This is a genomic window from Brassicibacter mesophilus, assembly GCF_050433385.1.
Classification (GTDB): domain Bacteria; phylum Bacillota; class Clostridia; order Tissierellales; family Proteiniboraceae; genus Brassicibacter; species Brassicibacter mesophilus.
Genome location: NZ_JBNPXI010000001.1, coordinates 147,427 through 160,214, shown reverse-complemented (window position 1 = coordinate 160,214; position 12,788 = coordinate 147,427). Strand labels below are relative to the sequence as shown.

General features: G+C 33.8%; 18 protein-coding genes. All 18 read left to right on the top strand.

Going from position 1 to position 12,788, the window contains the following annotated elements:
- The first annotated feature begins 4 nt into the window (after positions 1 to 4).
- The 18 genes from HNR33_RS00890 to HNR33_RS00805 all read left to right on the top strand — a co-directional run bounded on the left by HNR33_RS00890 (position 5) and on the right by HNR33_RS00805 (position 12,781).
- On the top strand, positions 5 to 367 hold the full coding sequence (locus HNR33_RS00890) for a DRTGG domain-containing protein (RefSeq protein ID WP_429079187.1): 363 nt from the start codon (positions 5 to 7) through the stop codon (positions 365 to 367).
- On the top strand, positions 368 to 808 hold the full coding sequence (locus HNR33_RS00885; RefSeq protein ID WP_429079186.1) for an ATP-binding protein: 441 nt from the start codon (positions 368 to 370) through the stop codon (positions 806 to 808).
- A gap of 17 nt (positions 809 to 825) precedes the next feature.
- Positions 826 to 2,097, top strand: coding sequence for a [Fe-Fe] hydrogenase large subunit C-terminal domain-containing protein (locus HNR33_RS00880; protein WP_429079185.1), 1,272 nt, complete (start codon positions 826 to 828; stop codon positions 2,095 to 2,097).
- Positions 2,098 to 2,112: 15 nt separating this feature from the next.
- On the top strand, positions 2,113 to 2,445 hold the full coding sequence (locus HNR33_RS00875) for a DRTGG domain-containing protein (protein ID WP_429079184.1): 333 nt from the start codon (positions 2,113 to 2,115) through the stop codon (positions 2,443 to 2,445).
- A 2-nt stretch (positions 2,446 to 2,447) separates the two neighbouring features.
- Entirely contained in the window at positions 2,448 to 3,164 is a 717-nt protein-coding gene (locus HNR33_RS00870) for a PHP domain-containing protein (RefSeq protein WP_429079183.1), read from the top strand.
- Positions 3,165 to 3,167: 3 nt separating this feature from the next.
- A complete protein-coding gene (locus tag HNR33_RS00865; protein ID WP_429079182.1) occupies positions 3,168 to 3,725 on the top strand; it encodes an ATP-binding protein in 558 nt (185 codons plus the stop codon).
- A gap of 245 nt (positions 3,726 to 3,970) precedes the next feature.
- Positions 3,971 to 5,302, top strand: a complete 1,332-nt coding sequence (rsxC, locus tag HNR33_RS00860) for an electron transport complex subunit RsxC (protein ID WP_429079181.1) — start codon at positions 3,971 to 3,973, stop codon at positions 5,300 to 5,302.
- Between the two features lie 14 nt (positions 5,303 to 5,316).
- The gene (locus HNR33_RS00855; protein ID WP_429079180.1) at positions 5,317 to 6,261 is read left to right on the top strand and encodes an RnfABCDGE type electron transport complex subunit D; all 945 of its coding nucleotides are present in this window, start codon (positions 5,317 to 5,319) and stop codon (positions 6,259 to 6,261) included.
- A complete protein-coding gene (locus HNR33_RS00850) occupies positions 6,254 to 6,835 on the top strand; it encodes an RnfABCDGE type electron transport complex subunit G (protein ID WP_429079179.1) in 582 nt (193 codons plus the stop codon). Before HNR33_RS00855 ends, HNR33_RS00850 begins: the two co-directional genes overlap by 8 nt.
- Before the next feature lie 27 nt (positions 6,836 to 6,862).
- Positions 6,863 to 7,462 (top strand): electron transport complex subunit RsxE, encoded by a 600-nt coding sequence (gene rsxE / locus HNR33_RS00845; protein WP_429079178.1) that lies wholly within the window; start codon positions 6,863 to 6,865, stop codon positions 7,460 to 7,462.
- A gap of 11 nt (positions 7,463 to 7,473) precedes the next feature.
- Entirely contained in the window at positions 7,474 to 8,046 is a 573-nt protein-coding gene (gene rsxA, locus HNR33_RS00840; RefSeq protein ID WP_429079177.1) for an electron transport complex subunit RsxA, read from the top strand.
- A gap of 15 nt (positions 8,047 to 8,061) precedes the next feature.
- Positions 8,062 to 9,036 (top strand): RnfABCDGE type electron transport complex subunit B, encoded by a 975-nt coding sequence (gene rnfB, locus HNR33_RS00835; protein ID WP_429079176.1) that lies wholly within the window; start codon positions 8,062 to 8,064, stop codon positions 9,034 to 9,036.
- 196 nt (positions 9,037 to 9,232) lie between these two features.
- Positions 9,233 to 9,616, top strand: coding sequence for a NusG domain II-containing protein (locus HNR33_RS00830; protein ID WP_429079175.1), 384 nt, complete (start codon positions 9,233 to 9,235; stop codon positions 9,614 to 9,616).
- A 14-nt stretch (positions 9,617 to 9,630) separates the two neighbouring features.
- Complete coding sequence (locus tag HNR33_RS00825; RefSeq protein ID WP_429079174.1) at positions 9,631 to 10,146, top strand: Gx transporter family protein; 516 nt, start codon at positions 9,631 to 9,633, stop codon at positions 10,144 to 10,146.
- 18 nt (positions 10,147 to 10,164) lie between these two features.
- Positions 10,165 to 10,416 (top strand): DUF4321 domain-containing protein, encoded by a 252-nt coding sequence (locus HNR33_RS00820; protein WP_429079173.1) that lies wholly within the window; start codon positions 10,165 to 10,167, stop codon positions 10,414 to 10,416.
- An 8-nt stretch (positions 10,417 to 10,424) separates the two neighbouring features.
- Positions 10,425 to 11,003, top strand: coding sequence for a nucleoside triphosphate pyrophosphatase (locus HNR33_RS00815; RefSeq protein ID WP_429079172.1), 579 nt, complete (start codon positions 10,425 to 10,427; stop codon positions 11,001 to 11,003).
- 23 nt (positions 11,004 to 11,026) lie between these two features.
- Complete coding sequence (gene radC / locus HNR33_RS00810) at positions 11,027 to 11,722, top strand: RadC family protein (RefSeq protein ID WP_429079171.1); 696 nt, start codon at positions 11,027 to 11,029, stop codon at positions 11,720 to 11,722.
- 27 nt (positions 11,723 to 11,749) lie between these two features.
- A complete protein-coding gene (locus HNR33_RS00805) occupies positions 11,750 to 12,781 on the top strand; it encodes a rod shape-determining protein (protein ID WP_429079170.1) in 1,032 nt (343 codons plus the stop codon).
- Positions 12,782 to 12,788: the final 7 nt, after the last annotated feature.

Here is a 12,788-nt window from a genome sequence, read left to right as displayed (position 1 = left end):
AATAATGAAGCTAAAGGAAATTAAGGAAACTTTAAATGCAAAAGTATTAGTTGGAGAAGAGTACTTAGACAAAGAAGTAAACTCAGCTTTTGGGTGTGACTTAATGAGCGATGTCTTAGCTTTTGTAAGTGATGGAACCGTTTTGTTGACAGGATTAACCAATTTACAAGTAATTAGAACAGCTGAAATGTTAGATTTATTTGCTATTATCTTTGTAAGAGGGAAAACACCTATACAGGAAATATTAGATATGGCTAATGAAAAAAACATAACAATAATGACAACTGAATATACTCTATATACTGCAAGCGGCAAGCTCTATGGAAAGGGGCTGGGTGGAATAAATATTGAGGGTGAAATGAGATAAATGAATAGGGAAACAAATTCAATAACTTTAGAATACGAGATAATGCAAAATGATTTTACAAGAGCTGGAGAAGCATCGAGCAACGTGAAGAAAGTGTTAACACAGTTAGGCATTGAATCAAAAATAATCAGAAAAGTCGCTATTGTAACATATGAAGCAGAAATGAATATTGTTATACACTCATATGGTGGTAAAATAATAGTTACAATATTTCCAGAAGAAATTGAGATATTAGCACTAGATATTGGACCTGGTATAAAAAATATTGACTTAGCTATGAAAGAAGGCTATTCTACAGCTCCAAATAGAGTTCGTGAGCTTGGATTTGGAGCTGGGATGGGATTGCCGAACATGAAAAAATGTTCTGATGTTTTTAAAATTTCTTCAAATGAAGGAAAACAAACTGAAGTATTTATGAAAATATTTAGTAAACATAATTAGAAGATGATTAGTAGGTGATGAATATGAATGAATATTTCCATTCTGTAGTGCTTGATAGTGATAAGTGCAATGGGTGCACAAACTGCATGAGAAGGTGTCCTACGGAAGCCATAAGAGTTAGAGATAAAAAGGCTGTTATAATAAAAGATAGATGTATAGATTGTGGCGAATGTATTAGGGTATGCCCGTACCATGCTCAAAATGCAATAACAGATGATTTATCTGTACTAAAGAAATTTAAATATAATATAGCAATTGCGCCAATGTCACTATATGGACAATTTAGTGTTGATACTGATATGGATAAGGTTTTCAATGGTATAAGATTATTGGGATTTGATTATGTTATCGATGAAGGTTGTGCGGCTGACGCACTTACTGTAGTAATTAAAGATATATTGGAGAATAAAAAATTAAACAAACCTGTTATTTCTTCTTTATGCCCAGCGATATTAAGGATAATACAGGTTAGATTTCCATCTTTAATAGATAACATTATTAACGTTGAATCACCTATGGAAGTAGCGGCTAGGATGGCAAAGACTAAAATTGAGAAAGAATATGGATTTAAGCCAGAAGAAATTGGTGTGTTCTATTTAACGCAGTGTCCTGCAAAAGTTACTAGCATATACCAGCCTATAGGAATAAAAGAATCTTATTTAAACGGAGCATTCTCAATAAAAAGCATTTACGGAGATATAGTAAAACATGCTAAGGGAACATCCGAGGAAGAAGAACATTTAAAAGCATCTTCATTGGGAATTGGATGGGCAAGGACAGGTGGACAAAGTTATGCAATAGGTGTTGAGAACTATATAGCTGTAGATGGGATAGAAAATGTAATAAATGTTCTCGAAGAGATTGAGCTAGGCAAGCTTAGTAATGTAGAATATTTTGAAGGGCTGGCATGCATTGGGGGATGCGTAGGAGGCCCGTTGAATGTAGAAAATCCTTTTATTGCAAAAAGTAGAATCAGAAGGTTATCAGAGATGAAAAATATTGAAAAGACTGTAGATTCAAAATATGTAAAAGAGTTACAATCTAATGGATTAATAGAATGGACAGAGAAAATATATCCTAAAGGAGTAATGGTACTTGATAAAGATATACAAAAGGCCATGAAGAAGATTGAACTGTTAAAGCAAATTAGTACAGAACTTCCTGGGCTTGATTGTGGTTCGTGTGGAGCGCCTAATTGTAGTGCTTTGGCAGAGGATATTGTCCGGGGAAAAGCTAAAATGGATGATTGCATTTTCAAACTTAAAGAAAAGCTTAAAAATAATGAATGATAGCGGGGGATATTAGTGGATTTAAGTAAAATAATTAGTGAGCTTGAATTAGAAGTTGTCGCAGGATTAAACGAGGACGATGTAGAAGTAAGTGGAGTTTATATAGGTGATTTATTAAGCTTAGTTATGTCAAGAGCAGGAGAAAAAAATATCTGGATAACTATACAGACGCACCTTAATATAGTTGCTGTAGCAACGTTAGTGGGTATGTCAGGCATAATTATAGCTGAAGGTATGGGTATAGATAATGATACTATAAAAAAAGCAAATCAAGTGAATGTGCCACTTTTAAAATCTTCTCTAAGTGCTTATGAACTTGCCTGCAAATTGAATAATCTAGGGATATAAAAATGAAAATAGCGTATGATTTGCATATTCATTCTGCGCTTTCACCCTGTGGAGACAATGATATGACTCCTAACAATATTGTTAACATGTCTTTTATAAAAGGATTGAAGTTGATATCTATTACTGATCATAATAGTATGTTAAATGTACTTCCTGCGATTCAAATAGCTAGAAAGTATGATATTCTTGTTATTCCAGGTATTGAGGTTACAACTAGAGAGGAAATTCACGTTCTTTGCTACTTTTCAAATTTATCTGAAGGTATGAGGTTTCAAGATTTAATTTATGAAAGTCTTCCTGACATAGACAATAGAGAAGATTTATTTGGAAGTCAATTAATATTTAATAATAATGATGAAGTAACAGGAAGGCTAAAAAAGTTGCTATTGAATAGCACTAATTATACAATTGAAGAAATATATGAACTTGTAGAAAGGTATAATGGAGTAATGATACCAGCACATATTGATAAGAGTTCTTACAGTATTATATCGTCGCTTGGATTTATACCTGACTCATTAAAAATACGTTCAATAGAAGTGTATAATAAAAGTAGATTTGAAAAGCTCAATAGTTTTATTAGCACAAATAAATATAAGATAATAAATAATTCTGATGCACATTATCTTACTGATATAAAAGAACCAGTATCATTCTTAAATATTGAGGCACTTACAACAGAAGCAGTAATAAGTTATTTAAATAGCATGGGGGAATAAATTTTGAAAGAATTGTCGCTTCATATATTAGATCTAGCTGAAAACTCAATAAAAGCAAGAGCAACTATTATAAGAATAACTATTATTGAGGATTTCTCCAAAGATATACTATCAATTGTCATTGAAGACAATGGCTCAGGCATGGATGAAGAATTTCTAAAAGTAGTAGCTGATCCTTTTATAACAACTAGAACGACTAGGAATGTTGGCTTAGGGGTGTCTTTGATGAAAGCCGCATCAGAAAGGTGCGATGGAAGCTTTAGCATTGACTCAACTAAAGGAAAAGGTACAAAAGTAACATCTACTTTTAAACATTCTCATATAGATAGAGCACCAATTGGTAATGTGGGACAAACAATTGTAGCTTTAATAAATCACAATGATGCAATTGAATATGTTTATACTCATAATATTGATGACCAAAGATTTATTTTTGATACAAGAGAAATAAAAAAGCTAATAGAAGGTGTGAGTATTAGAAAAAATGAAATATTATTATGGATTAGTGAGTATATAAATGATAACATAAATAATCTTTATGAACATATAAATCATTTATGAACTAAAGGGTGAAAAACTATACAACTTATTTAAAAAGTGCTATAATAATATTAAAATAAATAGGAACCCACTGGTTGTCGGGTTCCTAATTTTATGTATTAGTCTATTCTCACTTGTATACAATAGACAAGCTATACCTTGTTTTATCAGTAACATTATACAAAGGATTTCTTTTACAAGTGTAGAAGTATATAGTTTGTTTATTTTCATGTAAAATTAATTTAAACTGATGAGAGGTGAAATTTATGAAATTGAAAAGTTTTACCTTTAAGGGTGGGGTACATCCGCCACACTTTAAAGAACTCACTGAAAAGTGTAGTATTGAAAGAGCTAAGGAGCCAACTACTGTAGTTATACCGATGCAGCAGCATATTGGTGCTCCATGTGAACCAGTTGTTAATGTTGGAGATAGAGTGAAAGTTGGTCAAAAAATAGGCGAAGCAAAAGCATTTGTGTCTGCTCCAGTTCACTCAAGTATTTCAGGTACTGTTAAAAAGATAGCTCCTATGGACACTCCAACAGGAAGTAATGTAATATGCATTGTAATTGAATCAGATGGTTTAAATGAAGTGCATGAAAACGTTTCATCAAAAGGAGATATTGAAACGTTGTCAAAGGAAGAGCTTCTTAATATCATTAAAGAGGCTGGTATCACAGGTTTAGGTGGTGCAGGGTTTCCTACGCACGTCAAGCTTTCGCCGCCACCAGATAAAAAAATCGATACTATTATTTTAAATGGTGCGGAATGTGAACCTTATTTAACTGCTGATCATAGGCTTATGCTTGAATATCCTGACAAGGTTGTTTATGGTCTAAAAGCAATTATGAAGACTGTTGGAGTTAATAAAGGTTTTATAGGAATTGAAAATAATAAGCCTGATGCAATTGAAATTATGATAAAAGCTGTGGCAAATGAGACAAGCATTGAAGTTGTTTCTCTTGAGACTAAATATCCTCAAGGAGACGAAAAAAGATTAATTAATGCTACAACTGGTAGAGTAGTTCCATCTGGCGGCTTACCAATGGATGTTGGAGTAGTAGTAAATAATGTGGGAACCGCTGCAGCAATAGCAACAGCTATTCAAACTGGAATGCCAATTATTGAGCGAATTGTGACAATAACTGGTGGAGCTGTAAATAATCCTAAGAACCTAATTGTAAAGATAGGAACCCCATTTAATGAAGTGATCGAACAATGTGGAGGATATAAAGAAACTCCAGGTAAGATTGTAATGGGAGGACCAATGATGGGACTTGCCCAATATAAAGATGGGATACCAGTTATAAAAGGTACGTCAGGTATTTTAGTTTTAAATGAAAAAGAAGCAAGGATTCCTGAGCCTCAGCCGTGTATACGATGTGGTAAGTGTGTTGACATATGTCCTATTAATTTACAGCCTCTTTTCATAAGCCAACTTTCGTTAAAGAGAATGTACGATGAAACTCAGAAGTTTCATGTACTTGATTGTATAGAATGTGGATCATGTTCGTTTATTTGTCCTTCTAAAAGACCGCTTCTACACTCTATTAGGGTAGCAAAGAGAGAAGTCATAGCTAAAAGAAAAAAATCTAATTGATTGGAGGGGAAAAAATGGATAATAAATTGATTGCTTCATCTTCTCCACATATTAGGTCAGATGAAACAATTTCTAAAATAATGTTAGATGTTATTATTGCACTTTTACCAGCGACATTAGCCAGTATTTATTTTTTTAGATTTAATGCAATTAAGCTAATAGTTCTTGCTATCGCATCAGCGGTAGTTACAGAGGCAATATTTCAAAAAGCACTTAAGAAGCCAGTAACACTAAATGATTTAAGTGCAGTTGTTACAGGATTATTATTAGCATTTAATATACCTGCTACAGCACCTTGGTGGATACCAGTTATAGGTTCCGCATTTGCAATTGGGATTGTAAAGCAGCTTTTTGGAGGATTAGGACATAATTTTATGAATCCAGCATTGGCAGCTAGAGCAATGCTTTTAGCTTCTTGGCCAGTTATAATGACCAATTGGGTGACTCCTGGTGTTGACGCAGTTGCTACAGCTACACCATTAGCAATACTAAAAGGAGAAGCAACGGAAGCTGTAATGCCTTCTTTATCAAATCTTTTCTTTGGGAATATTGGAGGATGCTTAGGAGAAACATCTGCACTTCTTCTTATCATAGGTGGAATTTATCTGCTATATAGAGGTGTTATAAACTGGAGGATACCTTTCACTTATATAGGAACAGTAGCTATAATGATGCTATTATTTGGTGGTGGTTTCGAAAACATGTTATATCACATTTTGGCAGGAGGACTAATGTTAGGAGCCTTCTATATGGCTACAGATTATTCATCATCGCCAGTAACTGCTAAAGGTCAGATTATATTTGGTATAGGCGCAGGATTATTGACTGCTATTATAAGACTTAAAGGGGGATATCCAGAGGGAGTATCATACTCTATACTTCTTATGAATGTAGCAGCACCACTCATTGATAAATATACGAGCCCAAAGGTTTTTGGGGAGGTGAAGCAAAATGCGTGAGGTTATTAAACTTGGATTAGTTCTGCTTATAATTACTTCAATTGCAGCTGTAGTTCTTGCTTTTTCTAATGATTACACAAAAGATATTATTGCTGATGTTGAGGAAAAAGTAAACAATGATGCAAGAATGGAGGTTCTGCCTCAAGCTAAAGATTTTAAACCTTTAGATGAGCAACAATTCAAGAAACTACAGGATGAGAACAATAAGATCATAGAGATATACGTGGGATACAGTGAAAGTGAAAATATAGCAGGTTATACTATAAAGACTGCTACTCCAGGATATGGAGGCGATGTATTAGTCATCACAGGTATTTCCTCTGAGGGGAAATTAACAGGCATGAAGGTAGTAAGTCACCAAGAAACGCCTGGCCTTGGAGCTAACTCTACAAAGCCTGATTTTCAAGAACAATTCAAAGGTAAACTAGTAGATTCAGAAATTACTGTTGTGAAATCTAGCCCAAGTAGTGAAAATGAGATTCAAGCTATAACTGGGGCAACTATTACATCTAGGGCGGTAACAAGTGGTGTTAATATTGCTAGAGAAATATTTTATAGTGAGTTTTCTAAGTAGTGATATATATAACTTGGAGGTGAGAGAATGAGTTTTAAACATTTAAGAAATGGACTTATTGATGAAAATCCTACATTTGTACAGCTTCTTGGTATGTGTCCAACACTGGCTGTAACTACCACAGCACTAGATGGTATGGCTATGGGCTTAGCTACAACGTCAGTTCTGTTTGGTTCAAACTTTGTTGTATCTTTACTTAGAAAGGTTATACCTGATAAGATTCGTATTCCAGCGTTTGTTGTTATAATTGCTACATTTGTTACTATTATAGGTATGTTTATGCATGCTTTTGCACCAGCTCTTTATGGTTCTCTGGGGTTATTTATACCTCTAATCGTTGTAAATTGTATTATACTAGGTCGAGCAGAAGCATTTGCTTCAAAAAATCGCCCTATGAACTCAATAGCAGATGGTGTGGGTATGGGACTAGGCTTTACATGGGCATTAACTTTACTAGGAACAGTTAGAGAAATCTTAGGAGCAGGTAGTGTTTTTGGTTTCTCAATTTTTGGTGAAGCTTTTAAACCTGCTATAATTATGATATTGCCTCCTGGTGCTTTTCTTGCCTTAGGTATATTGATTGGAATTTACAATTGGCTTAAGAAAAAAAGAACTGCGAATAATTAGGAGGGATATATATGGAATTCATTACTATTTTAGTTAGTGCAATATTAGTTAATAACTTTGTTCTTTCAAAATTCTTAGGTATATGTCCGTTCTTAGGAGTTTCTAAACAAGTGGAAACTGCATTTGGAATGGGTGCTGCAGTAACATTTGTAATGACAATATCGTCTACTATAACATATTTTGTTCAGAAATTAATGCTTGAGAGATATGATTTAGAATATCTCCAGACCATAGCTTTTATTTTAGTAATTGCGGCTTTAGTTCAGTTCGTCGAAATGTTTGTTAAGAAAGCAAGTCCAACATTATATCAGGCACTTGGAGTTTACTTGCCTTTAATTACAACTAACTGTGCGGTTTTAGGACTAGCTATATTAAATATTCAGATGGATTTATCTTTAATGAAAACTATAATACATGCAGTTGGAGCTGCTATAGGTTTTACACTTGCTATAGTTTTATTTGCTGGTATAAGAGAAAGATTGGCTTTAGCCGATGTCCCGGAATCATTGCAAGGCTTTCCTATTGCACTTATTACAGCAGGGCTTATGGCTATAGCTTTTCTAGGCTTCACTGGACTTGTATAGGGGGTGAATGTAGATATGAATAGCATTGTAACTGCAGTAGTCAGTTTAGGAGGATTAGGATTAGTATTCGGAGCAGGGTTAGCGGTGGCATCTAAAGCATTCGCAGTTGAGGTTGATCCAAAAGTTGAACAGGTTAGGGCTGCACTCCCTGGTGCAAATTGCGGTGCATGTGGATTCCCAGGATGTGATGGATTTGCAAATGCTGTTGCTAGTGGAAAAGCTCCTGTAAATGGATGCCCAGTAGGCGGTTCTGCTAGTGCAGCTAAAATTGCTGAAGTAATGGGAGTAGCTGCAGAATCAGCTAACAAAAAAGTTGCTAGAGTAATCTGCCAAGGAACTAAATGCAACGCTAACGAAAAATTTGAATATACAGGAATTCAGGATTGTAAAGCAGCTTCATTAGTTTCAGGTGGGAGTAAATCATGCTCGTTTGGTTGCTTAGGATTAGGTACTTGTGTAAGTGCATGTAAATTTGATGCAATAGAAATTGTTGATGGCATAGCAAGTATTAATCCTGAGAAGTGTACTTCATGCGGAAAATGTATAGAAGTGTGTCCAAAATCCGTCATAAAAATGACGCCTTATGAGCAAAAGGTTGTGGTAGATTGCAACAGTAAAGAGTTTGGCAAAGACGTAAAGGTAAAATGTACGACAGGATGTATTGGTTGCCAAATATGTGTAAAGGCTTGTCCATTTGGAGCGATGGAGTTTGAAAACAATCTAGCTAGAATTAACTATGAAAAATGTACTAATTGTATGATTTGTGCTGAAAAATGTCCTACAAAGGCTATATGGGCTGACTTCGAGAACAGGAAAAAGGCAGAAATCGATGAAGAAAAATGTATTGGATGTACAATATGTAAAAAGCAATGTCCTGTTGATGCTATCGAAGGTGAGGTAAAACAAAAGCATAAAGTATTTGAAGAAAAATGTATAGGTTGTGGTGCATGTGCTGAAAAGTGTCCTAAGGATGCTATTACTTTAAAATAAAACAAAATCCTACTAAAGGAACTTTAGTAGGATTTTGTTTTTTGTAATAATTAAGCAAAAATTACAACTTGTAAATGAAATATGGAAATGGTAAACTTAGATTGTGATAATGTGTGTTTTTTGATATTGCATGGCAAGAATCTTGCTTAGATGATTACATTAAAATGACTAATTATATTTAAAAAGGATGTTTTTAATGACAAAATGGGACAAGTTCCTTATAGTTTTTATCTTAATTGCTAGTCTGTTGGGCTTATACTATGTAAAAGTATACGTCTCAGATAGTGGAAGTAAATATATAAGTATACAAGTTGACGGAGATGAATATAAGAAAATATCCTTTGGTGACAATATGGAAGGTAAAACTATAGACATTAATACAGAATTTGGTTATAACAAATTAGAAATTGGAAAAGATAGAGTTAGAATAATTGAGGCTGATTGTCCTGATAAACTAGATGTTAAACAAGGATGGATATCTAATCCTGGCGAAATAATAGTATGCTTACCCAATAGGCTTATTATAGAAATCAAGTCAGATTTAAAGACTGATGATGACATTGACTATATTAGTTACTAGAAAGAGTGAATACCATGAAAAGATTGAGAAAGCTTGTTTTTTTATCATTATTAGTATCGTTAGGGTTAGCTTTGAGCATTATTGAGTCAATGATTCCATTACCATTTGCTATGCCAGGTATGAAGCTAGGATTAGCAAATATGGTTTGCTTAATAACATTGGTAATATTCGGACCTAAAGAAGCATTTGTAGTTGTTATATTGAGAAGCTTAACATTTGCTTTAGCCACAGGAAGTATTTCTGGATTATTTTATAGTATTTCTGGTGCAATTGTTAGTACAATTATAATGTCAATAGTTTACGAGTACCTTTATAACTATTTTAGTCTTATTGGCGTTAGTGTTTTTGGAGCAATATTCCATAATATAGGTCAAATAACAGTTGCATGTATTATTATGGAAAATATAAGGATTTTTTCTTATTTGCCTGTGATGACGTTAGTTAGTTTATTTACTGGATATTTTGTTGGACTAGGATCAATACTCACCACAAAGAACTTAAAACAAAATATGTCCAGAATAACAGGTTAGTAGCTAAGGAGGATTAGAATGAGAGGAAAAGGAAGAAGTACATCACTCTTACTTCTGTTACTTATACTAGGAGTCGTACTTGGAGGAATAATAGGTGAACTTTTAAGTGATAAGGTACCTTTTTTATCCTATAGTTACCCTATAGGACTGAAAAGCCCTGTACATTTAGATTTAAGCGTAATAGATTTAACATTTGGACTGATTATAGATATTAATGTTGCAAGTGCAGTTGGATTTTTACTGGCATTTTTAATGTATAGGAGATTATAGGTGATTTTATGAAAAAAATTATTTTAGCTTCTACGTCCCCACGTAGAAGAGAGATTCTTTCGAAATATAATATAAACCTTGAAATAATGTCTAGTGATGTGGATGAGAAAGTTTTACCAGATGAAGAACCTATTCAGGTAGCTATGGCCCTTGCTTTTCAAAAAGCACATAGTATTGCATCTAAGCTTGATGATAATTGTATTGTGCTTGCTGCAGATACTATTGTTTTTAAAGAAGAGATTTTAGGAAAGCCAACTGATGACATAGATGCATATGAAATGCTGAATAAACTTAATGGTCACATACATCAGGTTATAACTGGCATTGCAATAATAGATACTGAAACAAATAAAAAGATTGTTGATTATGAGATTACCAATGTAAAGTTAAAAAAATTAACTAAGGATAAAATAAAAAGGTATATTAATACAGGAGAATTCAAAGATAAAGCTGGCAGTTATGGGATACAAGGGTATGGCGAAACTCTAGTTGAATGGATAGAAGGATCATATTCTAATGTTGTTGGACTACCAATTGCAAAAATTGATAGCATTTTTGACAATATGTATAATATTAATTTATTATAATATTTTGCTTTTATGGAGGGTTTATGGGTAAAGAATTTAATTACACAATAAAGGATTTACCAAAAGATGAAAGACCTCGAGAAAAACTTTATAAGTATGGAGCAAATGCCTTATCTAACTCAGAACTATTGGCAATAATTATAAGAACAGGAAATAAAGATAGTACTGCTATTGATATATGCCAAAGACTTCTTGCCTCTGACAAAAATGGGATTTCTTTTTTAGCTGAATCATCAATTGAAGAAATCACTAAAATAAAAGGCATAGGTAAGTGTAAAGCAGCGCAAATACTTGCATCTGTTGAACTTGGAAAGAGAATTTTAACATCAGTTGATAAGGATAGGATAAGAATTACTTCGCCTCAAGATGTAGCTAATGTTTTTATGGATGATATGAAAAATTTAAAGAAGGAATACTTTAAGATTTTAATGCTGGATACTAAAAATCAAATCATTGGAATGGAAAACATTTCAATAGGAAGCTTAAATTCATCTATTGTCCATCCTAGGGAAGTTTTTAAGGAGGCTATTAGGAGAAGTAGTGCTTCAATAATTTTGGCACATAATCATCCAAGTGGAGATCCTAGTCCTAGTAGAGAGGATATAAACATTACAAAGAGATTAATGGAAGGTGGCGAAATCTTAGGAATAAGAGTACTTGATCATATTATTATCGGCAATAACATTTTTGTCAGTTTCAAAGAAAAGAATATAATATAAGATTTGTTTAGGAAGGAGCAAAAGAAGATGGGAGTTTTTAATGCATTTACTAAAGACATGGGTATTGATTTAGGGACTGCAAATACTTTAGTGTTCTTAAGAGGAAAAGGAATAATAATAAGAGAACCTTCAGTTGTAGCAATACAGACAAACAATAAGGAAGTTTTAGCAGTAGGTGAGGAAGCAAAAAAGATGATAGGTAGAACACCAGGGCATATTGTTGCTATAAGACCATTAAGCGACGGAGTTATTGCAGACTTTGATGTAACTCAAAGCATGTTAAAATACTTTATTAGAAAAGCACATCCAAGGCGTTCATTTGTTCAACCGAGAGTGGTAGTTTGTGTTCCTTCAGGCGTTACGGAAGTTGAAAAAAGAGCAGTAGAAGAAGCTGCAATTCAGGCAGGAGCAAGAGATGCTTACTTGATAGAAGAACCTATGGCAGCTGCAATAGGAGCAGGGTTACCTGTTCAAGAACCAACAGGAAGTATGGTTGTTGATATTGGTGGGGGTACTACCGAAGTTGCAATAATCTCTTTAGGAGGTATTGTAACTAGTAGATCAATTAGAGTAGCTGGTGACGAACTCGATGAGTCAATCGTGCATTATATAAAAAAAGAATATAGCTTGATGATAGGTGAAAGAACTGCTGAAGAAGTTAAAATTCAAATAGGGTCAGCAGACCTAAAAAATAAAGAGCAAAAAATGCTTATTAGAGGTAGAGATTTGATATCTGGACTTCCAAAAACTATAGAAGTAAGTTCTTCAGAAATACATGATGCAATGAAAGAACCAATAGCGAATATTATTGATGCCATAAAATATACCTTAGAAAAAACTCCTCCAGAATTAGCCTCTGACATAATGGAGCAGGGAATCATGCTTACTGGTGGTGGTGCTTTACTTGAAGGATTAGATAGAATAGTTAAGAAGGAGACTGGAATGCCAGTTCATATTGCAGAGGATCCATTAGACTGTGTTGCACTAGGTACTGGTAAAGCATTAGAAGACATTGAAACATTAAAAAGAATTGCGAAAAATAGTAGAAAGCTTGGCTAAGTTGGTG

What these genes read in the sequence shown, in the direction of transcription:
- radC (WP_429079171.1), top strand. Translation starts at nt 11,027, where the DNA reads ATGGGTAAAGAATTTAATTACACAATAAAGGATTTACCAAAAGATGAA.
- HNR33_RS00870 (WP_429079183.1), top strand. Translation starts at nt 2,448, where the DNA reads ATGAAAATAGCGTATGATTTGCATATTCATTCTGCGCTTTCACCCTGT.
- HNR33_RS00855 (WP_429079180.1), top strand. Translation starts at nt 5,317, where the DNA reads ATGGATAATAAATTGATTGCTTCATCTTCTCCACATATTAGGTCAGAT.
- rsxE (WP_429079178.1), top strand. Translation starts at nt 6,863, where the DNA reads ATGAGTTTTAAACATTTAAGAAATGGACTTATTGATGAAAATCCTACA.
- HNR33_RS00880 (WP_429079185.1), top strand. Translation starts at nt 826, where the DNA reads ATGAATATGAATGAATATTTCCATTCTGTAGTGCTTGATAGTGATAAG.
- HNR33_RS00890 (WP_429079187.1), top strand. Translation starts at nt 5, where the DNA reads ATGAAGCTAAAGGAAATTAAGGAAACTTTAAATGCAAAAGTATTAGTT.
- HNR33_RS00805 (WP_429079170.1), top strand. Translation starts at nt 11,750, where the DNA reads ATGGGAGTTTTTAATGCATTTACTAAAGACATGGGTATTGATTTAGGG.
- HNR33_RS00885 (WP_429079186.1), top strand. Translation starts at nt 368, where the DNA reads ATGAATAGGGAAACAAATTCAATAACTTTAGAATACGAGATAATGCAA.
- rsxC (WP_429079181.1), top strand. Translation starts at nt 3,971, where the DNA reads ATGAAATTGAAAAGTTTTACCTTTAAGGGTGGGGTACATCCGCCACAC.
- HNR33_RS00820 (WP_429079173.1), top strand. Translation starts at nt 10,165, where the DNA reads ATGAGAGGAAAAGGAAGAAGTACATCACTCTTACTTCTGTTACTTATA.
- HNR33_RS00850 (WP_429079179.1), top strand. Translation starts at nt 6,254, where the DNA reads ATGCGTGAGGTTATTAAACTTGGATTAGTTCTGCTTATAATTACTTCA.
- HNR33_RS00825 (WP_429079174.1), top strand. Translation starts at nt 9,631, where the DNA reads ATGAAAAGATTGAGAAAGCTTGTTTTTTTATCATTATTAGTATCGTTA.
- HNR33_RS00830 (WP_429079175.1), top strand. Translation starts at nt 9,233, where the DNA reads ATGACAAAATGGGACAAGTTCCTTATAGTTTTTATCTTAATTGCTAGT.
- rnfB (WP_429079176.1), top strand. Translation starts at nt 8,062, where the DNA reads ATGAATAGCATTGTAACTGCAGTAGTCAGTTTAGGAGGATTAGGATTA.
- rsxA (WP_429079177.1), top strand. Translation starts at nt 7,474, where the DNA reads ATGGAATTCATTACTATTTTAGTTAGTGCAATATTAGTTAATAACTTT.
- HNR33_RS00815 (WP_429079172.1), top strand. Translation starts at nt 10,425, where the DNA reads ATGAAAAAAATTATTTTAGCTTCTACGTCCCCACGTAGAAGAGAGATT.